Raw genomic sequence first — 22,120 nt, forward strand, 5'->3', positions numbered from 1 at the left:
AGAACACGTGGGCTGCCATAGTACCGTAAGCGCCTGACGCCGTCAGATGAACGCCAGCGCCGCGCGTGCGCCGTTTATGGCGCCCAGGTGCTGTGCCAGCCGGGACGGCAGGTAATCGAAAAAGAAACCGGCGCTTTGCAGCTTGGCGGCACGCAACGGATCATCTTCGGGCAACGCCCTGGACACCCGCGCCGCACGCGCCCAGGCAAAGGCCAGCAACGCCACGCCACAGAGCTGGAGGAAATCCGGCGCAGCCCGATAGGGGTATTCACTGTCTTCGTGCGAGCGTTCACGTAGGGCGCTCACCACACTGGCCAGTGAGTCGCACAGGCTGTCCAACGCCCGGGAGAACCCTGCGCATTCGACATGCTGGCCGCCCTGCCCGGCCTCGGCGCGCAGCTCGGCCAGCAGCAGGCCAAAGGCTCGGCCCTCATCCCCCAGCACTTTGCGCAGCAACAGGTCATTGGCCTGGATCTCATTGCTGCCCTCGTAGATCATCGCGATGCGACTGTCCCGCAGGGTTTGCTCGATGGCGAACTCGGTGACATAGCCGTAACCGCCGAACACCTGCAACGCATTGCTGGCCTGGCGAAAGCCCTGTTCAGTGAAAAACGCCTTGATGACGGGGGTCAGCAACGGCGCTAACTCGGCGGCCGACGCGTCCTGTTCATGCTCGGCCTGATCAAGCAGGTGCGCCGCCCAATAGCCGATGGCGCGCATGCCCTCGCTGGTGGTGCGCAACGCCAGCAACACACGGCGCATGGCCGGGTGATAGCGGATCGGGTCAGCCGCCTGGGCCACCACCTCTTCCGGCCTTGACGGTGCGCGCATTTGCAAGCGCTCGGCGGCGTACTGACGGGCATTCTGCCAAGCTGCCTCGACATGCCCCAGACCTTGCAGGCCGACATGCAGGCGCGCCGAATTCATCATCACGAACATCGCCGCCAGGCCACGATTGGCCTCGCCGATCAGCCAGCCTTGGGCGCCATCGAATACCAGCGAACAGGTGGCACTGCCCTTGATGCCCATCTTGTGCTCAATGCCGTCACACCGCACACCATTGGCCTGGCCATCGTCCAGTTGCTTGGGCACCAGGAACAGTGAGATGCCACGGCTGCCCGGCGCCGCATCGGGCAGGCGCGCCAGCACCAGGTGCAGGATATTAGCCGTGAAGTCGTGCTCGCCGCCGGAAATAAACAGTTTGCTGCCGCTGAGGCGATAACTGCCATCCGCCCGGGGTTCGGCGCGACAGCGCAGCAAGCCGACATCGCTGCCGGCCTGGGGCTCGGTCAGGCACATGGTGGGCAAGGCCTGGCCGCTGACAATGTCGGGCAGGTAGCGCGCCTGCAGCCAGGGCGCCGCGTGGGTCTTGAGGCACAAGTAGGCACCGTGGGCGATCCCGGTGTACATGGCCCAGGCGTGATTGCTGGCGTAGAGCATCTCTTGGAGCGCCGCATCGAGCAGCTGCGGCAAGCCCTGCCCGCCCTGGGCCTCGGCACACGCCAGCGCCGGCCAGCCACCTTCGACATAAGCGCGATAGGCCTCGGCAAAGCCGTCCGGGGTGCTGACCTGCCCCGCCTGCCAGCGGCAGCCCTGGCGATCACCGCTGCTATTCAACGGCGCCAATACGCCCTGACTGAAGCGTGCCGCCTCCTCCAGCACCTGTAGCGCCAGCGGCAGGTCCAGGGCCTCGAACGCCGGGCTGCACCGCCAGGTGTCGGGCGCCTGCAACCAGTGTTCCAGGACAAATTGCATATCGCGCAAGGGCGCCTCATAGCTCCACATCAAGACACCTCATCGACTAAAAAAAATCAAGCGCGGTAGACAGGGTTCTCGATCAGCAACGCCATGCCCTGCCCACCGCCCACACACGCCGCGGCAATTCCGTAGCGCAGGTTGTGCTGACGCAGTTGTCGAGCCAGGGTCATCACCAGGCGCAGGCCGGTGGCCGCCAGCGGATGACCCACGGCCAGGGCGCCGCCCTGGACGTTGAGCCGGGTGCTGTCCAGCTCCAGCTCCTGCGCCACCGCGAGCACCTGGGCCGCCTGGGCTTCGTTGATCTCGAAACGGCCGATGTCGCCCAGGTTCAACCCGCTGCGTTGCAGCAGCAGACGGATCGCTGGCGCCGGGCCGATGCCCATGAACTCGGGGGCCACACCGACCACCGCGCTGGCCAGCAGCCGGGCCAGGACCGGACGCGTGCAGGCCGAGGCACGCCCCACCAGCGCTGCCGCTGCGCCATCGACCACTGCGCAACTGTTGCCGGCGGTTTGCACGCCGCCTGGATGCACGGCGCGCAAACGCGTCAGGGCCGCAAGATCGGTGGGCCGTGGGTGGCTGTCCTCACTGACGGCACTGGCCCGACGTGCCAGGCTGATGCCTCTGGGTTGATACCCCTCAAGCTCGAACACCTGGTTATCGACCGTCACGATTTCTTCAGCCCAAGCGCCGTCACGCTGCGCCTGCAAGGCGCGCTGGTGGCTATCGCAGGCGTAGCGGTCGACGGCCTCGCGGCTCAGGCTGTAGCGGCGCGCCAGGTTGTCGGCGGTGGCGATCATGTCCAGGCCAGGGGCCGGGTCGTACAGGGCCTCCCAGAGAAAATCCTTGAATTGCACCTCGCCTCCCAGACGAAACCCGCTGCGGTGGGTGTAGGCGGCAATCGGGTTGCGCGACATGGATTCACTGGCCACGCATAAGGCCAATTGCACCTCGTCACGCACCTGTTCAGCGGCCTGGCGCAACAGCTCGAAACCGGTGGCGCAGATGCGCTGCACCCCCAGTGCCGGCACCGCTTGCGCCACCCCGCTGTACAAGCCGATATGCCGTGGCAGCAAGTAGGCATCAAAGCTGGCCTGGGCCATGGAGCCGGCCAGTACGCTGTCCACCGCCCCAGGGTCGATGCCGGCTCGCGCCAGCACTTCGCGACCAACCTTGATCCCCAGATCGATGGGCGACACCTGGGACAGGGCGCCACCGAGGTCGACCCACGGGGTGCGCACCGCCTCGAAAACCGCCGCATCGGCAAACGCCGAATACTGCCCGATGCTGTTCAAGGCTTGGGCCCGGCGCGCAGAATCGTAGGGTCTTCACCGCGATACAGTGCTTCGACCCTCGCCGCGCGCCATTGCAGTACCGCACGCTGGTTGATCGAGCCTTTATCGGTGATTTCCCCACGGTCGATGGACGCCGGCTCATCGAGCACGGCAATCCATTCCAGGCGACTGGCATTACCAGTGGCCTCGCGATTGAGCCGCTGCAACCAGTCACCGAACCACTGGCGCACCGGCGCGCTGGCCAGCACCTGGGCGTCACTGGCGTCGGCGCTCAAGCCCGACAGCCGACGGCACTCGTAGAGCCTGGGGAACACCAGGGCACCCAGGCATTCGCGGTCCGGTGCGGCAATCACCAGGTCCTGCACATAGGGCGAACCTTCGAGCACCGCGCGATTGCGCAACGGCCCGACGCTGACAAATACCCCGGAGGACAGCTTGAAGTCCTCGGCGATACGTCCGTCGAACATCAGCCCCAGTTGCGGCTGCTGGGGGTCAGCGAGCTTGATCGCGTCACCCGAGCAGTAGAAGCCCTGCTCGTCGAACACCTCGGCGGTCTGCTCGGGCGCCCGCCAGTATCCGGGCATGATGTGCGGCCCGCGAAAGCGCCCTTCGAACTTGCCGCCCAACGGTACCAGGCGCACCTCGCACCCCGGCGCGGGCAAACCGATATAGCCGGCCATGGACAACGGCCCGGTGGTGAACGTGCAGGACGGTGCGGCCTCGGTCATGCCCAGCCCGGCCATCATGCGAATGCGTTCACCGCAATGCTGTTCGGCCACGCGGTCGAGGCGGTCCCAGACACTTTGCGACAGACCTGCGGCGGCGAAAAAGAACAGTTTCATTCGCGCAAAAAAGCGCTCGCGCAACTCGGCGTCCTGTTCCAGGGCGTTGACCAGTTCTTCCCAGCCTTTGGGCACCGTCAGGTAGGCCGTGGGCGAAACCTCCTTGAGGTTGCGCAGGGTCTCGGCAAACCCCTGGACCGTGGGTTTGCCATCGTCGAGGTAAAACGTACCGCCGTTGTAGAGCACGATGCCGACATTGTGGCTGCCGCCAAAGGTGTGGTTCCACGGTAGCCAGTCCACCAGCACGGGCGGCTCTTCACCAAACACCGGAAACGTCTGCAACAGCATTTGCTGGTTGGCGCAGAGCATACGTTGCGTGGTGACCACCGCCTTGGGCAATTTGGTCGAGCCCGAGGTGAAGAGAAACTTGGCGATGCTGTCGGGGCCGGTTGCATCGAATGCCTGGTCGGCTGCACTGCCTCCAGGTGTTTGCAGCAGGCTGGCGAAGCTGACCTGACTGCGCCCGGGCACCTGACCGCGCACGCAGATCAGCGGTGTCTCGGCTGGCAATACAGCGTCGATGGCACGCTGGTACGCCGCTGCATCGCTGACGAATACCAACCCCGGTTGCAGCAGGTCGCACACATGCCGCAGCTTGGCGAAATCCTGGGACAACAACGAATACGCCGGCGACACCGGGCAGTAAGGAATGCCGGCGTACATGGCGCCGAGCGCCACCTGCAAATGCTCGATGTCGTTGCCCGACAGCAGCGCCAGCGGCTTATGCGCCGAGAGCCCGTAACCCAGCAGGCCCTGGGCAATCGCGCGCACGCTGTCGAGCATCTCCCTGTAACTGACACGGCGCCAATCACCGCCCGCCTGGCGTGCCGCAATAAACGTCTGCTCGGGCCGCACCTGGGCCCAATGCACCAAGCGATCAAGCAGGCGCGCCGGTAATTCGGCCAGCGGCTCCAGGGAACGCATATGCAGCACGCCCTGCTCTTCAGTGACCTGCACCGGCGCGTGGCCGATGGACACCTCGCGGTATCGCGGCGCGGGCCGGGGTTGCGGTCTGAATTCGGAACTCACAGGGATGTCCTCCATCAAGGCGGATCACAGCCGCCTTGTTATTGTTATGTCGCGGCGCCGGTTCAGATCGGGTAATGCCGTGGCCCGTTCTGCAAGGTCACCCAGCGCAATTGCGTGAAGTGCTCGATCGAGGCCTTGCCGCCAAAGCTGCCGTAGCCGCTGGACTTGACCCCGCCAAAGGGCATCTGCGCCTCGTCATGCACAGTCGGGCCGTTGATATGGCAAATGCCCGACTCCACCCGCTGCGCCAGGGCCAGTGCACGCCCGGTGTCGCGACTGAAGATCGCCGCCGACAGGCCGAACTCGGAGTCGTTGGCCAGGCGCAGCAATGCTTCATCACCGTCACCGCGCAGCAGCACCGCCACCGGGCCAAAGGACTCTTCGCGGTACAAGCGCATGTGCTCGGTGACGCCATCGATCAGGGTCGGCTGCAGGATGCTGCCGTCCAGTTGACCGCCTGCCACCAGGCGTGCGCCTTTGGCCAGCGCATCGTCGATCAGGGCTTTGATGCGCGTACCGGCGCTGGCATCCACCAGGGAACCCAGCACCGAATCCGCTGCAGCGGGATCCCCGGCGCGCAGGGTTGCGACCTTGGCCGCCAGCTTGGCAACGAAGGCATCGGCGACCTTGGCATCGACAATCAAACGCTCGGTGGACATGCAAATCTGGCCCTGGTTGAAATAGGCACCAAACGCTGCCGCCGCCACAGCAGCGTCGAGGTCGGCGTCGTCGAGCACCAGCAACGGTGCCTTGCCGCCCAACTCCAGCAAGGCCGGTTTGAGGTGACGCGCCGAGAGTTCGCCGACAATGCGCCCGACATGGGTCGAGCCGGTGAAATTGACTCGGCGTACGGCCGGGTTGGCGATCAGCCGCTCGACAATCGCGGCAGCATCCGCCGGGGCATTGCTGATGACGTTGACCACGCCATCGCCAAGCCCGGCATCCTGCAGCACCTGGCCAATCAAACGGTGTACCGCCGGGCTCAACTCCGAGGCTTTGAGCACCACGGTATTGCCACAGGCCAGCGGCATAGCAATGGCACGGGTGGCGAGGATGACCGGGGCATTCCATGGCGCGATACCCAGCACCACGCCGCAGGGTTGACGCAGGGCCATGGCGAAACTGCCTGGCACATCGGAAGGGATCACATCGCCGGTGATCTGGGTGGTCATCGACGCGGCTTCGCGCAGGATGTTGGCCGCCAGGCGCACGTTAAAGCCATACCAGTTGGCCATGGCGCCGGTTTCACCGGCCGCGGCGATAAATTCCGCGCTGCGCGCCTGCAATTGCTCGGCGGCGGCGAGCAAACGGGTGCGCCGCTCGTTGGGCGCCAGCGCCGCCCAAGTGGGGAACGCGGCTTGGGCAGCGGCGACGGCGGCGTCGGCATCTTCCAGGGTCGCGGCGGCCACCCGCGAGACCACTTCACCGGTCACCGGGTTGCGACGCTCGAAGGTTCGACCGTCGCGGGCGGGGCACGACTGGCCGCCGATCAACAGGGGCACGTCCAGCATGGTGATTCCTCTTTATTGTCTTTATCGGGAATACGTTCAAGCAGGGTACAGCGGCGCGGCCAGAAGGCCGCGCTCTTCAGCGTTTATACGCCTGCAGGCCAGGTTTGATGCTCTTGTCGTCGAGGAACTGTTTCATGCCCTGCTCGCGACCGCCTTCGGTGTCGAGCAGGCGCGACTGATCGAGCTTGGCGTAGAGGTAATCCTCGTTCTGCTCCCAGGTCAGCTCGCGGCAACGCTTGAAGCCATGCTTGGCGGCCCGCAGCACCACCGGGTTTTTCTCCAGCAGGTTGCGCGCCAGTTCGATGGTCACGTCGCGCAGCTGGGCCAGGGGCACGCTTTCGTTGACCAGGCCTATTTCGGCGGCTTTCTGCCCGCCAAAGGTCTTGCCGGTCATGATGTAGTACAGCGATTGGCGGTGGCCCACGGTGTCGGCCATGGCCTTGCTGACCAGGTTGCCCGGCGGGATGCCCCAGTTTATTTCCGAAAGGCCGAAGGTGGCTTCGTCGGCGCAGATCGCCAGGTCGCACGCCACCAACGGGCTGAAGCCACCGCCGAAGCACCAGCCATTGACCATGGCGATGGTCGGCTTGGCGTACATGCGCAGCAATTTCCACTGCCATTGCGAGGCTTCGCGGCGGATTTTTTCCTGGAGGATTTCCGGACCGGCATCCACCTCGCGAAAGTATTCCTTGAGGTCCATACCGGCGGTCCAGGCTTCGCCGGCACCGGTCAGTACCAGCACACCGGCGGCAGGGTCCTGCTCCAAGGTTTCCAGCACGTCGATCATTTCCCGGTTCAGGGTCGGGCTCATGGCGTTGCGCTTTTCCGGGCGATTGAGAATGACCCAGGCGATGCCTTCCTCGATCTCAACCTTGACGGTGGTCCAACGGCCTTCGTAATTGCTCATGACGGTGCTCTCTTGTTCTGGGTGTGAAGATGATTCGAAATTAAACCGCAAATATAGTTGTGTCAATTAACTATTAATCTTAATAACCAATATTTTTTCGATGTGAAACCTGCGTTTTTCAGGCGTCGTGAAAAGCCGGCATAGCCATAGCTCGCCAACCTCGGCAAACTAGATAGCCTTCTTAACCTCCACCTTTTGAGGATTGCACTGTTCATGGCCAAGCCTTCCAACCTCGCCGACGCCAGCCAGGCCCTGCCCGACCACGCCGAGGTACGCGCGCCGCTCGATTCGGCGCTGGACGAGTTGATCGGTTACGCCATGCGCCGCGCCCAGCTCAAGCTGTTCCAGAACCTGATCGGCCGACTGTCGGACCACGAACTGCGCCCCGCGCAGTTCTCGGCCCTTGCGATCATCGAGCAGAACCCCGGCTTGATGCAGGCCGACCTCGCGCGCGCCCTGGCGATTGAGCCGCCCCAGGTGGTGCCCTTGTTGAACAAGCTGGAAAGCCGCGCCCTCGCCGTGCGAGTGCGCTGCAAACCCGACAAGCGCTCCTACGGAATCTTCCTCAGCAAGACCGGCGAAACCTTGCTCAAAGCGCTGAAGGAAATCGCCGCACAGAGCGACCTTGACGCCACCGCCGCCCTCGACGGCCAGGAGCGTGAAGAGCTGCTGCGCTTGCTGAAGAAGGTGTATCAGGACTGATCGACTTACCAGAGCGCCAAGGTGTAGAGCACCAGGAAACGGGTCTGGTTTTCATCGCGAAAGGCCGCGCCGCCCGGAAAGTCATTGCGGTAGATCGACTTGCGCGCCATGAACCCGACGTTTTTCAGCGGGCCGCTCTGAATCACGTAACCCAGCTCCATCTGGAACTCGCGCTCCTTGCGATCCTCGGCATTGAAAGCCGCCAGTTCGATGTTGTCGCCACGCACATAACGCAGCCGACTCTTCAGCCCCGGCACACCCGCTGCCGCGAAGTCATAGTCGTAGATGGCCTGCCAGGTGCGCTCCTTGGCGTTGAGAAAGTCCGAACTCATGGTCAGTTCGCTCATGCCCATCAACTCGGTCCCGGAGATATAGGGCGTGGCCGTCTCCCCGCTTGAATGCATGTAGCCAAGGCTGACGCGGTGGCCGCCCAGACGGTAACCAAACAGGGCCGAGAGGTTGCGGTTATCCACCTCCCCCGCCTTGGCACTGCCGTCCTCGCGGCTGAAGAAACTGCGCAGGTCGCTGGTGAGCACACCCTCGCCCAACGGCAGGTTGTGCAGCAACGCGAAGGTGTCCTGCTGGTAGAGGTCCGCTACTTCCGAGTGATAGACACGCAGGCTGAGGTCTTTGGTGACCTGGTAATCCCCTCCCACGTAAGCCAGGTGCGAGGTGGTGGCGGTGGCGTTGAAACGCCGGTTGGGCGAGGCGATGGTCATGGCCTGGTAGTCAGTAGAGTCGCGCTTGTTGATACGGTCGATATAGCCGGTGTTGAGGGTCAGGCCATCAATGTCCTTGGAACTCAAGGTGGTGCCGCGAAACGTTTGCGGCTGCAGGCGCGACGGACTGGCAAAGGCGAACGGCAGGAAGATCGACACGTCGCCGGCCTTCACGGTGGTTTGGGCAAACCGCAGCTTGGCAGTCGGCGCCAGGCGCGAGTACTCATCGGCGGCACGCTTGTCGCTGGCCGACACCGGCAACAACTCGGTGCCGCTGCGGTCTGGCGACGAGTCGAGCTTGACCCCCATCAGCCCGCGCACATCCAGGCCAAAGCCCACCGGGCCTGGGGTGTATCCCGATTCCAGGTTGAGAATGAACGCCTGGGCCCATTCACGTGCGGCGGTCTTCGCGCCGTCGTCCTTGTAATCACGGTCCAGGTAGTAATTGCGCAAGGTCAAGGTGCCGTGGCTGTCGTCGATAAAGCCTGCCGCCCAAAGCGGGCTGGGCAGCACGCTCAAGGCCAGCAATGCCGTGAGCAGGCGTGGAGTGTTGTTCGACACACAGGAGACTGACGCCGTGGCAACGGCGCCCTCCATCGGGAGTTCTGGCATGTTCGATGTCCATTTTTTGTTGTTGTTTTTGGGGTGGCACACGCTCGGCCCAGTCAGCTTCGCGAGCCAAGAATGGAAACAGCCGACGGTGCTCGTCAACTGCAAATGAGCGATAATCGAACATTAATAAAACTATCTATTTTTTAGTTGCTTATGGATCTACATCTCAACTATATGAATTTAATTAATTTATTACGATTTTTTGGCATTTTTAATCCACGATTCATTTTTTAGTTATCTTTGTTATCTTAATAACCAGCAGCCACTCGAGCTCGCCACCACAACAAAAACAACAATGAGGTTTGCCCATGGACAGTCCATCGCGTCGTTCGACGCTGACTATTGCGTTGTGCTTTATCGTTGCGCTGATCGAAGGGTTCGATCTGCAAGCCGCCGGCACCGCCGCCGCAGGGTTGCGCCAGAGTTTTGCTCTGGACCCGAAGATGCTCGGCTGGGTATTCAGCGTCGGCATCATTGGCCTGCTGCCGGGGGCGTTCTTCGGCGGCTGGGTCGCCGACCGTATCGGGCGCAAGAAAATCCTGGTGATGGCGGTGCTGGTGTTCGGGCTGTTTTCCCTGAGCACCGCGTTTGTCGAAAGCTACTCGAGCCTGTTGCTGGTGCGTTTCCTGACCGGCCTGGGCCTGGGCGCCGCGCTGCCCAACCTGATCGCCCTGTGCGCCGAAGCGGTGAGTGAACGCAAGCGTGGCACCGCGATCAGCGTCATGTACTGCGGCGTGCCACTGGGCGGCGCATTGGCCGCGGTGGTGGCGATGTTTTCCAGTGAGCACTGGCAGACCACGTTTATCATCGGCGGCCTGGCACCCTTGCTGGTCGTGCCGCTGATGGCCCTGCTGCTGCCCGAGTCCACGGCCTTTCGCCAACAACTCGACAGCACCCATACCCCTCGCCCTTCCACCGGCCAGGCGCTGTTTGGCGAAGGCCGTGCACGCACCACACTGGCCTTGTGGCTCAGCTACTTCTTCACGCTGACCGTGATGTACATGCTGCTCAACTGGCTGCCGTCGCTGTTGCTGGAACAGGGCTTCAGCAAGCCCCAGGCGGGCATGGTGCAGATGCTTTTCAATATTGGCGGTGCCCTTGGCTCGCTGCTCGGCGGCGTGCTGCTGGACCGTTGCAATGCCCTCAAAGTGGTGCTGTTCGTGTATGCCGGGTTGCTGGCGGCGCTGGCCGGAGTCGGTCTGTCAGTGGGCATCGTGCCCATGGCCATTGCCGGCTTCGCCGCCGGCTTGTTCGTTATGGCCGCGCAGTTGGTGCTGTACGCTTCGGCGCCGCCCTCCTACCCCACCTCGGTGCGCGCCACCGGCGTCGGTGCCGCCGTGGCCGTCGGCCGACTGGGCTCGGTGGCCGGACCGCTGGCCGCCGGGCAACTCCTCGCAGCCGGCGCCGGCACCGCGGGGGTACTGCTGGCGACCTCCCCCGGGGTGGTGATTGCCGCACTGACCATCATCAGCGTCATGGTGCGCAAGGCGCCGTTGAACCGGCATGCGCCCGGGGCTGCCGGGCACACCAACGCCTAGAATTTGTGCAGCCAATTGAGCACCAGTTTGTCGCCCTCGGTACGGTTTTCAGCCTGCTGTTCGAAGTAGGCATTCACCGATAGCACGTCTTCCTTGCTGAAGGCATAGATCAGGCCTGGGCCAATGGCCCAGACCTTTTCCCGGCGCCCGCTCACGGCATGCCCCTCCACCCGGGTGTCGGTGATTTGCTTCAACCAGTACCCATTCAACCCTACGCTCAGTGATTGGCTGAGGGCATATTGCACGGTCAGGTTGGCATGCAGCGCCTGCCCCGCCTGGGTGTTGGACACATCACCAAAGCCCGCCTGCGGATCATTGTTCTTGCCATTCCACAGGTACATGAAACGCCCGCTCGCCGACCACGTAGGGCTGAACCAGTAAGTCGCCGCGTAATACGGGTTGAACGACCAGAAGTTGCTGCCCGGATTGATTGAGCGGTTGCGGTCATAGGCACCCACCGGAATCGTGATATCGGCCTCGACCCGCTGAGTCAGCAGCGGGCTGCCATCCTCGCGGGTCATCGTTGGCAGTTGCAGGAAAGGGCCCACCGTCAAATCACCAAACCCCGCGCGGGAACTCAACGCTGCATTGTGCAGGCCGTCGTCGACATCAACATGGGCCAGCGACGTATTGATCAGGGTGAAGCCGGGCATCGCACCATTCGCCCAGGGCTGTCCAACGTAGATGATTTGCGTGGTGGGTGCGACGACCACCAGGTCCTGCCTGGGCACGTTCAATTTGTTGCCGTTGGCATCATTGAAACGGCTGGCTCGCGAATACGTCAGGTATTCCTCCAGATACCAGCCAGGCCCGGCCGGTACCGGTGAGCCGTCGTAGAAACTGGTGCTGCCCAGGTTGAGTCCGGGCAAGTCATAAGCGTGTGCAGTTGATGACAGTGCGACAAAAGTCGTGGCCGCAACCGTCCGCAAGATTGGCTTGAGCATCTTGGATGTCCTGTATTTTTGTTGTTGTTCAAGACCCCCGGCACGGTGGACCCGCACCGGGGCTAACCGCTGTTGCAACGCCTACACGTAGGTGGCGGCCAAACCGCCGTCCACCGGCAGATTGACCCCGTTGACCCAGCGCGCGGCGTCCGAGCAAAGGAAGGCGATCACCGACGCCACCTCATCGGCCAGGGCTGGGCGGATGATGCGCTGGCTGTCCTCGGCCACCCGCTCAGGCCCGAGCATGCTGACAAAGTCCCCGAGAATCGGCGTGAACACCGGTCCTGGCGCAACGCAGTTGACGCGCACCGAGTGATCGCGAAACCAGCCCTGGGATTGCTGGAAGCTCCACACAATCAGCGCTTCCTTGAAGTACTGATAACAGCTGGCCTGCTCCACCGGATTGGCCGCGAGCCACTGCTGCCCTGCCCCAAAGTCCTGCGTAGCGGCCAGGGCCTTGTGCAGTTCCAGGCGCTGCGGCCATTGCGCGCCGAGGACCGAAGCGACATTAACGATGCTGCCACCCGCCGCTAGGCGTGGCAGCAGGGATTGAGTGAGATGCCGCAACCCCAGGTAATTGACCTCGGCCACCGTTTGCACGGGCACCGTACCGGGCACGCCGGCAATGTTGCACAACGCATCGACCTGCACCGGCAGGCGCGCTATCAGCGCATCGATGCTGGCAGGGTCGCCCAGGTCCGCCTGGAAGAAGCCATCCAGGGTCAACTGTGGTTCATGGCGATCAACGCCAATGACAGTGGCCCCCCGGAAACGTGCGAGCCGCGCCAGCTCGGCGCCAATGCCGGAGGCGACACCGGTGACAATCAGGGTTTTGTTATGCAGGTTCATGTTCAAGCCCTCTTGTTTTTGTATAGGCATGGGTGGATCAAACGGATGAGCCAGGGCTCAGAACGGATAGGTCGGCGGCGTGTTTTTTACCGTGACCCATTGCCATTGGGTGTACTCGTCCCAGTCGGCCGGCCCGCCGACGCTGCCGCCATTGCCAGAGGCACCGCGCCCGCCGAAGGGGTTGATGCATTCGTCGGCCACGGTCTGGTCGTTGATGTGCAACAGGCCGCAATCAAGCCGCTCGCCAATGGCATGGCGCGCCGACCGACGGCGAGATGATGACGGCCGCCAGGCCGTACTCCGTGCGGTTGACCAGTTCGATGGCCTCCTCGTCCGTGGCAAAACTGACCACCGTGGCCACCGGGCCGAAGATTTCAACTTCAAAGGCGCGCATGCCCGGCCGTACCCCACTGAGTACGGTGGGCTGATAGAACAGCCGGTCATATTCGCCGCCCGCCTCCAGCCGTGCACCGGCCTGCAGGCTGTCGCTGACGATCTCGTGCACGCGCTGCAATTGCCGTTGATTGATCAACGGGCCGAGCGCCGCCTCACCCCGGGCAGCATTGCCCACGGTCAGTGCACGGGCCTTGTCCACCAGCTTGCGTGTGAGGCTTTCGGCGATGGACTCATGGGCGAGAATCAAGCCGGTCGCCATGCAGATTTGCCCCTGATGCAACCAGGCACCCCAGGCTGCGTTGTTCGCGGCCAGGTCGAGGTCGGCGTCTTCGAGAATGATCAGCGGGTTTTTGCCGCCCAGTTCCAGCGCGACTTTTTTCAGGTGCCGCCCGGCCACCTCGGCGACTTTGCGCCCCGCCGCCGTGGAACCGGTGAAGGCGATCATCCGCACATTAGGGTCGCGGCACAGGGCTTCACCCACCGGCGCAGCGCCTGGCAACACATGCAGCAGGCCCTTGGGCAAGCCCGCCTCCTCGAACAGCCGGGCGATGAGAAAACCGCCGCTGGCCGGGGTTTGCGGGTCGGGCTTGAGCACCACCGCATTGCCCGCCGCCAGCGCCGGCGCCACCGAGCGCAGCGACAGCACCAGAGGGAAGTTGAACGGCGAAATCACCCCGACCACGCCATGGGGCTGACGCCGCGCATACGACAGGCGACCCGCCGCACTCGGCAGCACCAACCCGTGAGGTTGCGACAACAGGCCCGCCGCCTGGTGCAGCAGCACAATCGCCTCGCGCACTTCGTGTTCGCCCTTATACAGCCCGCCTCCGGTTTCACGGGCGACATACAGCGCCAGTTCGACGAAGGACTGCTGAGCCAGGTCCGCCGCCTTGCGAAACACCTCGGCACGCTCCCGTGGGCCGAGTGCCGCCCACGCCGGTTGGGCCAGGGCCGCGCTGCGGCTGGCGATGGCGATGTCGGCCGGGCTGGCCATGGCACAGCGCATCAGGGGTTCGCCGGTGGCCGGTTCGATCACCGGCATCACGGACCCCGAGGAGGGTATCCAATCGCCGTTGAACAGGCATTCGGACTCAATCGCCCGCTGTAACAGGTAGGTGGTTTCAGACACTGGCATGGCAACTCCGGTTCTTGTAATTGTGTGCAAACGCCGCATCCAGCCTTGAGCAAAGGCTGTGCCGCTTGCGCACGCGGACGCTGACATAAACCGGCGAAGGCTCTGGCCGGGGCCTGCCACGCGCCGCTCACACATCACTCGCCGATCGGCCGCAAAAACCGCGGCGCACCACTTGTTCAATATAAGGTTATGTTTAATAACTATCTACGCAGTTACTCATATCGATCACTCGCTTTGCAGGGGCATAACAATGACTAATCCCCACAGCGCGCTGCCCGACGACCGGGCGGCCACCGCGCCCTATCATCCACGGGGCGACAGCCGCCACCTCAATGACAGCAGCTCGCCCACGCCGGCGGAGCTGACCGACTGTCTGTTCTTTTCTCCCGAAGACGGGCGTATCTGGCTCAACGACCAACGCATGGTGTTGCTGCACAGTTCCTCGTTTGGCGCCTTGCGCGGGGAAGTCATCGAGCGCCTGGGGCTGGAGCAGGCTCGCGGCCTGTTCACCCACACCGGTTACGCCTCCGGTGCGCGGGATGCGCGTTTGATACGCGAACGCTGGCCACAGGCCGATGCCGCCGCTGTATTTCGCGCCGGGACCCACCTGCACACCCTGGAAGGCATGACCAAAGTCGAACCGCTGCACTTCAAGTTCGATGCCGACTCGGGGTTCTATGAAGGTGAGTTTCTCTGGCACCACTCGTGCGAGGCCGATGAACATGTGGGCGCCTATGGCATCGGCCAGGACCCGGTGTGCTGGACTGAAACCGGCTATGCCATAGGGTTTGTCAGCGGCCTCTTTGGGCAGATGGTGATTTTTCGCGAGGTGGAATGCCGGGGTATGGGCCACCGAAGCTGCCGAGTGATCGGCAAGACAGCTGAGCAATGGGGTGACGTCGAGCAGGACCTGCGATACCTGAATGTGTCCCAGGCCGTCACCCACCCTGCCCTCGCCCCCATACCCGCCAGCCCGAGCGCCACAGCACCAGGGTCAACCCGCCGCAACCGTTGGTGGGCGCCAGTGCCGCCTTCAACGCCGCGACGCAAGCCCTGCAACGCGTCGCGCTGACCCCGGCGATGGTGCTGATCAGCGGTGAGTCCGGGGTGGGCAAGGAGATGTTTGCGCGCCAGTTGCACCAGCTCAGTCGTCGGCATGACAGCCCATTCGTAGCGCTCAATTGCGCCGCCATCCCGGACAACCTGATCGAGGCCGAGCTGTTCGGTGTGGAACGCGGCGCGTATACCGGCGCCACGCACTCGCGCCCCGGGCGTTTCGAGCGGGCCCAGGGCGGGACGCTGTTTCTGGATGAAATCACCAGCCTCAGCCTGGGTGGGCAAAGCAAACTGCTGCGGGCCTTGTAGGAACGGGAAATCGAACGGGTCGGCGGTGTGCGCGGCATCAAGGTGGATGTGCGGGTGGTGGCCGCGACCAATATTGATCTGCGCAAAGCCGTGGCTGACGGTACGTTTCGCGAAGACCTGTTCTACCGGCTGAATGTCTACCCCATCGCCCTGCCGCCACTGCGTGAACGCCGCGATGACATTCCGCTGCTGATCAACGCATTCCTTACCCGCTTTTGCCACGAATATGCCCGAACGCCAGCAGGCCTGACCATGCGTGCACTGAAGGTACTACTGCGCTACGACTTTGCGGGCAATGTGCGCGAGCTGCAAAACCTGATCGAACGCGGCCTGATCGCCAGTGACGAAGGCCAAGCCATTGACCTGGTGCATCTGTTTCGCAACGAACCGATGCCCGCGGATCCCTATGGCCTGGACGACCATGGCAGCCTGTCCAACACAGGACTAAAGGCGCCGCGCGCGGCACTGCTGGACACCCTGGGCCAGTTGGACCAGGGGTTTTCCATCGAAGGGCTTGAGTCGCGCCTGATCAATGAGGCGCTGCAACAGACCTTAGGTAATCTGGCCGCCGCGGCCAGGCTCGTGGGGCTCAGCCGCGCTCAATTTGCCTACCGGTTGAAGAAGCATCAGCGACAAATCTGTTGAGTGGCGATAAGTCCTTTACCCAGTTAAGTGTTTTGCAGGGCCGACAAGCGGTGCTGCTACTGATTCCGCGGTTACATCAGTAAATCGCAGGCAAAAAAAGCCACTCGTCAGAGTGGCTTTTTCTTTATGTTTGGAGCGGGAAACGAGACTCGCATCTGGCGTACGACCCGTTGAAATCTAGGGGTTTCTATTCTTTCCGAAGCAGGGAAAGACTCAATTATGGACTTGTTTCTGGGGTGTTTCAAGAGCGAAAAAAGGGGTAACTCTAAGCAAGGCTATTGGATTCTATCCAAAGCCAATGGACGAGCGATCATCAAGCTGGCAGTGCCATTTTCACAGGATCAATAGGGTATGAGTCCCCCCGAAAAGACGTCCCAACCTCCTCCTGCTCACTAGTCAACTCACAACCGACGAATATCGGCCACCGCAGGCAACTCTTCGGGCTGGTAGACCATGAGCAGATGTTCTGGAGCCCTCTCCTGCTCAGGATCGATGGCCGCTCGGAAGGATTGGACTAATACTTGGCGATAGGGGCGCGATTGGCTTGGCATTGACGCTACTTTTTGAGTGGCCGGTATACCGGAAAGCAATTCATTGCGCCGTCGAGGATTTTGAGATCAGTTCATTGGTAAATAACCTACCGAAATCCAAGGCAATCAGGTATAGGTACTTGCAGGTATTCTTCCGAAAGGAGCACACGCATGGCATTCGTCACGCTGATCCTGGACGCCCCTGGCCCACCGCTGCTTTTTGAGGAAGTCGACCGCTTCCTTGAAGCGGGCATCGCCATCACTCTGAACGTTCACTATTTCATCGATAAGACCCACATCAAACGGCACTATGGCGAGCGCATTCAATATGTCGACATCAACTGCCATGACACGTCCGCCTTCATCGCTGCAGTGAAGCATGCTGGAGGTTACAGCGTATTCAAGACTCGCCTGAACATCCCTCTTGATAGCGAACTGATCAGGTCCGCTGCGTCATCAGACTTGGCAACTCCGTTACAGGCAATCGCTCAGGCAGGCGTAGGAATCAGCCATATCGATAGACAAGAGGCCGAGCGGTCTGGCGTGACGGTGTTAAACACTCCAGGCGCCAACGCTACAGCCGTCGCCGAATATGTGGTGGCTCAGGCCGTTTATTTGTCGAGAGACCTGAACCACTACAACACTGAAACACACAGCGGCCATTGGTCCAAGGGACGTCTGGCACCTGGCCTGGAACTTTCCGAACTCACCCTCGGGCTGGTGGGGACTGGCAACATCGCTCAGGAGGTAGCTCGCAAGGCTCACGCACTCGGCATGAAGGTCATTGCCACCGGTTCGGAACGCTTTACAGATAAGGTCGCAGGGACTCTCGGGCTTGATCGACGACAAACCCTCGCGCAGTTGCTGACCGAAGCCAACGTCGTATCAATTCATACTCCGCTCACAGCGTTGACCCGGGGCCTATTCGGCGCCGAAGCGTTCAGTCAAATGCGTCAAGGCTCGATCCTAATCAACACCGCTCGTGGTGGCATTGTCGACGAACAGCAGTTGGCTATCTTCTTGAGGCGCTTTCCCGAGCATATCAAGGCGGTCGCCATCGACACTTTTGCTCTGGAAAAGGACCGTTTCAGCTCGCCGTTGACGGGCATAGCCAATGCTCAACTGACGCCGCATATCGCCGGCAATACTACGAAGGCAATCAGGACGGCCTCACGGCAAATCGTAGATAAAATTTCCGCATTCAGACTTGATCGAGAAATTCACGGTTTTGAGCAGTAGCCCCCAATCGGCTGTAGACGTTTATAAATCACTTTGATGCCCTTCCATCCACGGAGGGCTCATTGCCGTCCAGTCCGGCCGGCGGCTGTAGTCTTGCGAAAGAGAGCAAATCATAACGCAATCAGTTGTACGACATCGCAAGAGACACATGATAGTATTTCTCATGCAGCGGACGTTCGATTCGCTGCACCGGTGGCAAGGACGTCCGCTCGAGAAACGCGTAAACCCTGTGCGCGTTTAAAACTCAAGTTAATCAAGGATCTGATTACTCATGACAAAACCCTCAACTTTCACCGCCTGCAAACTGGCCAGTGCCGTATTCGGCGCCCTGCTGCTTTCCAGCGTTCCCGCACATGCGGCGGACATTTGGCTGGACGTCGCCACGACCGGCTGGGCCACGCAGAATGGCGGGACCAAGGGCGGCTCCCGGGCTGCCGCGAACGACATCTACACCGTTAAAAACGCAGCCGAACTGAAAAAAGCCCTCAGTGCTTCGGCAGGCAGCAACGGTCGCATCATCAAGATCACAGGCATTATCGACGTCAGCGAAGGCAAGGTTTACACCAAAACGGCTGACATGAAGGTTCGCGGACGCCTGGATATTCCCGGCAAGACCACAATCGTGGGCATCGGCAGCAATGCGGAGATCCGCGAAGGTTTCTTTTACGCGAAAGAAAATGACGTGATCATCCGCAACATCACCGTCGAAAACCCCTGGGACCCCGAGCCAATCTTTGATAAGGACGACGGTGCCGACGGCAACTGGAACTCCGAGTACGACGGCCTGACCGTCGAAGGCGCCAACAACGTGTGGGTCGATCACGTGACCTTTACCGATGGCCGCCGCACCGATGACCAGAACGGTACCGCCAACAACCGTCCCAAGCAGCACCACGATGGCGCACTGGACGTCAAGAACGGCGCCAACTTCGTAACCATCTCTTACTCGGTGTTCAAGTCTCACGAAAAGAACAACCTGATCGGTTCCAGCGACTCGCGCACCACCGACGATGGCAAGCTCAAGGTCACCATCCACAACACCCTGTTCGAGGACATCTCCGCCCGTGCGCCACGCGTGCGCTATGGCCAGGTGCATCTGTACAACAACTACCATGTGGGTAGCACCAGCCATAAGGTGTACCCGTTCTCCTATGCCCATGGCGTGGGCAAGAACTCGAAGATTTTCTCCGAACGTAACGCCTTCGAGATCGCCGGTATAAGCGGTTGCGACAAGATCGCCGGCGATTACGGCGGCAGCGTCTACCGTGACACAGGCTCCACCCTCAACGGCAACGCACTGAGCTGCTCGTGGAGCTCGAGCATCGGCTGGACCCCACCCTACAGCTACACCCCGCTGGCTGCCGACAAGGTCGCCGCGGACGTCAAAGCGAAAGCTGGAGCCGGTAAGCTCTAAGCGATAGTGCAACGTCAGTGATATGAAGAGCCCTCGGTAACGAGGGCTTTTTCATGCTTGCGCCTACTGCACCAACTGGTTGATCTCGATGATCGGCAACAGTATTGCCAGCACGATCAACAGCACCACAGCGCCCATCACCACGATCATCAAGGGCTCAAGCAGTGCCGTCATGCCCATCGCCCGGCGTTCGATATCACGGGACAGCGTTTGCGCCGCACTATCGAGCATGGGCGGCAACGAGCCGGTCTTTTCACCGCTGGCTATCAAGTGAATCAGCAACGGCGGGAAAACTTTCTCCACCGCCAAGGCCGCGGCCAGGCTAACCCCTTCACGTACCTTCGCAGTGGCGTCACTCACACTTTGGCTCAAGCAATCGTTGGACAAGGTCTGGCGCGCCGCTTCCAGTGCGCGCAGCAGCGGCACCCCGGCAGCGCCGAGGATCGCCAGCGTCGACGCGAACCGCGCAGTGTTGAGCCCGAGCACAAACCGCCCGATCAGCGGCAAGCGCAACACGCGCCGATGCCAGCTCAAGCGGGCCATAGGGTTGCGCAGGTACACACGCCAGCCCCAGAAACACGCCACCAGGGCACTCAAACACAGCCACCCCCAACCGCGAATAAAATCACTGGCGTTGAGCATGGCCAGGGTCAGCCCAGGCAAATCCTGGCGTGCCTGGGAGAACGCGCTCACCACTTGCGGCACCACGTAGCTGAGCAAGAAGATCACGATAGCAATCGACACCAGCCCTACGACCCCAGGATAAATAAACGCGGTGAGGATTTTGCTGCGCAGGTTATTGCGTTCTTCAATGTAATCGGCGAGCCGCTCCATCACCTGGGCCAGATCGCCGGACTCCTCTCCGGCCGCAATCAGTGCACGGTAAATCTGCGGAAAGTCCCGTGGCCGCGCGGCCAGGGCGTCCGCCAGGCGCATGCCGCTGCGCACATCGGCACGCACCGCACTGAGGGCCTGGACGATGTGTTTGCGCTCGGCTTGCTCCACCGTGGCGCTCAACGCCGCCTCCAGCGGCAGGCTGGCGCTGAGCAGGCTGGCCAGTTGTCGCGTGGTCCAGGCCAGGTCGTTGTCTGACAGTTTTGCGGCGAAGATCCCTGCGCTCGCGGCCCCGGTACCGCTCTCAAGTTTTACCGACAATGCGGTCAAGCCGCGCCGGTGCAAGAGGCTGAAGGCTTCACGCTGGCTGTCAGCATCCAGATGCCCGGTCTCGATCTTGCCCGTGATGTCGGCGGCTTCAAAACGATAGCGATTCATCAGGCGTCCCGCGTCACGCGAAGCACTTCTTCGGGTGCGGTCACGCCACTGTTAACCCAGCGTTCGCCGTCCTCACGCATGCTGAACATACCCGCACGACGCGCTGCGGCTTTGAGCGCCTGTTCACCGGCCCCCTGGTGGATCAGCGTGCGAATGTCATCGTTAATGCAGAACAGCTCATGAATGCCGGTGCGGCCGCTGTAGCCTGTGTGATTGCAAGCCGGACATCCAGGCGCACGCCAAGTCCCCGGAATTGCCTGACCTTCTTCCTTGCAATGCAGACAAAGCCGGCGTACCAGACGTTGAGCCAGAACGCCGAGCATCGACGACGCCAGCAAGAAGGGCTCGACGCCCATGTCCAGCAGGCGGTTGACAGCGGACACTGCGTCGTTGGTGTGCAACGTCGCCAACACCAAGTGCCCAGTGAGTGAGGCCTGCACGGCAATTTGCGCGGTCTCCAGGTCGCGGATTTCACCAATCATGATGACATCCGGGTCCTGACGCAGGATCGCGCGCAGCGCCAATGCGAAGGTCATGTCGATCTTGGCATTGACCTGGATCTGGCTGATACCCGGCAGGTCATATTCCACCGGGTCTTCCACGGTGAGGATATTGCTGGTGCTTGCATCCAGCCGTGCCAGGGCGGCGTACAAGCTGGTGGTCTTACCGCTGCCGGTAGGCCCGGTGACCAGTACAATACCGTGAGGCTGGCGAATCAGCCCATCAAGCCTGGCCAGCACCGAGGGCGCCATGCCGAGGGTTTCCAGTTGCAGGCGACCCGCTTGCTTGTCCAGCAGACGCATCACCACCCGCTCGCCATGCCCGGTAGGCACCGTCGACACCCGGATATCAATAGGTCGCCCGGCCACCCGCAACGCGATGCGACCGTCCTGGGGCAAGCGTTTTTCAGCGATATCCAATTGCGCCATGATCTTGATCCGCGAGATCAGTGCCCCATGCAAGGCCTTGCGTGGCGACACCACATCGCGCAGCGTGCCGTCGACCCGATAACGCACCACCGAATGACTTTCGTAGGGCTCAATGTGGATATCGCTCGCCTCGTCCCGCGCCGCCTGGGTGAGCAAGGCGTTGATCATGCGGATCACCGGCGCGCCGTCCTGGGTGTCGAGCAGGTCGGCGATCTCGGGGATGTCCTGCATCAGTCGGTCCAGGTCCACTTCGTTTTCCGCTGCGCCGACCACAGCGGCGGCACTGCCTGTGTCGGCATAAGCGCGGGCAAGCAGGCCGTCGATCTCGGCATCACCTACCCGCTCCAGGCGCAGAGGGCCGAACTGACGGCGGGCTTCAGCGATCGCCCAGCCCGCGGTGGACGGGCACACCGTCAGCATCGCGCCCTCCTCGCCCTCACGCAGCAGAATACGGTGTGCCTTGGCCCAGGCGTAAGGCAGCGCACTCAT

General features: G+C 62.1%; 14 protein-coding genes and 2 pseudogenes. 5 read left to right on the forward strand and 11 right to left on the reverse strand.

The genetic code is table 11. From position 1 onward, the window contains the following. Positions 1-42 precede the first annotated feature (42 nt). The 5 genes from BLV67_RS05255 to BLV67_RS05275 form a co-directional block, all read right to left on the reverse strand. Positions 43-1,785, reverse strand: coding sequence for an acyl-CoA dehydrogenase (locus BLV67_RS05255; protein WP_069787601.1), 1,743 nt, complete (start codon positions 1,783-1,785; stop codon positions 43-45). A 26-nt stretch (positions 1,786-1,811) separates the two neighbouring features. Next, positions 1,812-3,053 (reverse strand): thiolase family protein, encoded by a 1,242-nt coding sequence (locus BLV67_RS05260; RefSeq protein ID WP_069787602.1) that lies wholly within the window; start codon positions 3,051-3,053, stop codon positions 1,812-1,814. Then, positions 3,050-4,924, reverse strand: a complete 1,875-nt coding sequence (locus BLV67_RS05265) for a feruloyl-CoA synthase (protein WP_069787603.1) — start codon at positions 4,922-4,924, stop codon at positions 3,050-3,052. Before BLV67_RS05265 ends, BLV67_RS05260 begins: the two co-directional genes overlap by 4 nt. Positions 4,925-4,986: 62 nt before the next feature. Beyond that, entirely contained in the window at positions 4,987-6,435 is a 1,449-nt protein-coding gene (locus BLV67_RS05270) for an aldehyde dehydrogenase (RefSeq protein ID WP_069787604.1), read from the reverse strand. 76 nt (positions 6,436-6,511) lie between these two features. Beyond that, positions 6,512-7,342 carry a p-hydroxycinnamoyl CoA hydratase/lyase gene (locus tag BLV67_RS05275; RefSeq protein ID WP_074854416.1) on the reverse strand — a complete coding sequence of 277 codons (831 nt, stop codon included), beginning with the start codon at positions 7,340-7,342 and terminating at the stop codon, positions 6,512-6,514. A 213-nt stretch (positions 7,343-7,555) separates the two neighbouring features. Between BLV67_RS05275 and BLV67_RS05280 the strand changes: the two genes are divergently transcribed. After that, positions 7,556-8,044 carry a MarR family winged helix-turn-helix transcriptional regulator gene (locus BLV67_RS05280; protein WP_069787605.1) on the forward strand — a complete coding sequence of 163 codons (489 nt, stop codon included), beginning with the start codon at positions 7,556-7,558 and terminating at the stop codon, positions 8,042-8,044. Positions 8,045-8,049: 5 nt separating this feature from the next. Here BLV67_RS05280 and BLV67_RS05285 read toward each other — a convergent pair whose 3' ends face one another. Next, positions 8,050-9,360 carry an OprD family porin gene (locus tag BLV67_RS05285; RefSeq protein ID WP_425272297.1) on the reverse strand — a complete coding sequence of 437 codons (1,311 nt, stop codon included), beginning with the start codon at positions 9,358-9,360 and terminating at the stop codon, positions 8,050-8,052. A 323-nt stretch (positions 9,361-9,683) separates the two neighbouring features. Here BLV67_RS05285 and mhpT point away from each other — a divergent pair, with 323 nt between their 5' ends. Next, positions 9,684-10,913, forward strand: coding sequence for a 3-(3-hydroxy-phenyl)propionate transporter MhpT (gene mhpT, locus BLV67_RS05290; RefSeq protein ID WP_069787607.1), 1,230 nt, complete (start codon positions 9,684-9,686; stop codon positions 10,911-10,913). Here mhpT and BLV67_RS05295 read toward each other — a convergent pair. The 3 genes and pseudogenes from BLV67_RS05295 to BLV67_RS05305 all read right to left on the reverse strand — a co-directional run bounded on the left by BLV67_RS05295 (position 10,910) and on the right by BLV67_RS05305 (position 14,237). Continuing rightward, complete coding sequence (locus tag BLV67_RS05295) at positions 10,910-11,857, reverse strand: SphA family protein (protein WP_069787608.1); 948 nt, start codon at positions 11,855-11,857, stop codon at positions 10,910-10,912. The two genes, mhpT and BLV67_RS05295, sit on opposite strands and share 4 nt — an antisense overlap. A gap of 81 nt (positions 11,858-11,938) precedes the next feature. Continuing rightward, a complete protein-coding gene (locus BLV67_RS05300; protein ID WP_069787609.1) occupies positions 11,939-12,706 on the reverse strand; it encodes a coniferyl-alcohol dehydrogenase in 768 nt (255 codons plus the stop codon). 57 nt (positions 12,707-12,763) lie between these two features. Next, positions 12,764-14,237: pseudogene (locus tag BLV67_RS05305) on the reverse strand (benzaldehyde dehydrogenase). 361 nt (positions 14,238-14,598) lie between these two features. On the opposite strand from BLV67_RS05305, the pseudogene BLV67_RS05310 reads away from it, so the two are divergent. The 3 genes and pseudogenes from BLV67_RS05310 (at position 14,599) to BLV67_RS05320 (ending at position 19,430) form a co-directional block, all read left to right on the forward strand. After that, positions 14,599-16,247, forward strand: a pseudogene (locus tag BLV67_RS05310) (sigma 54-interacting transcriptional regulator). 701 nt (positions 16,248-16,948) lie between these two features. Further along, positions 16,949-18,016, forward strand: a complete 1,068-nt coding sequence (locus tag BLV67_RS05315) for an NAD(P)-dependent oxidoreductase (RefSeq protein ID WP_069787610.1) — start codon at positions 16,949-16,951, stop codon at positions 18,014-18,016. 271 nt (positions 18,017-18,287) lie between these two features. After that, positions 18,288-19,430 (forward strand): pectate lyase family protein, encoded by a 1,143-nt coding sequence (locus BLV67_RS05320; RefSeq protein ID WP_069787611.1) that lies wholly within the window; start codon positions 18,288-18,290, stop codon positions 19,428-19,430. Positions 19,431-19,493: 63 nt separating this feature from the next. Here BLV67_RS05320 and gspF read toward each other — a convergent pair whose 3' ends face one another. Together gspF and gspE are read right to left on the reverse strand one after the other, a co-directional pair. Then, positions 19,494-20,702 (reverse strand): type II secretion system inner membrane protein GspF, encoded by a 1,209-nt coding sequence (gspF, locus tag BLV67_RS05325; protein WP_069787612.1) that lies wholly within the window; start codon positions 20,700-20,702, stop codon positions 19,494-19,496. After that, positions 20,702-22,120, reverse strand: a complete 1,419-nt coding sequence (gene gspE, locus BLV67_RS05330; protein ID WP_069787613.1) for a type II secretion system ATPase GspE — start codon at positions 22,118-22,120, stop codon at positions 20,702-20,704. The genes gspF and gspE overlap by 1 nt, the downstream gene beginning before the upstream one ends.

This window comes from Pseudomonas salomonii, from assembly GCF_900107155.1.
GTDB classification, from domain to species: domain Bacteria; phylum Pseudomonadota; class Gammaproteobacteria; order Pseudomonadales; family Pseudomonadaceae; genus Aquipseudomonas; species Aquipseudomonas salomonii.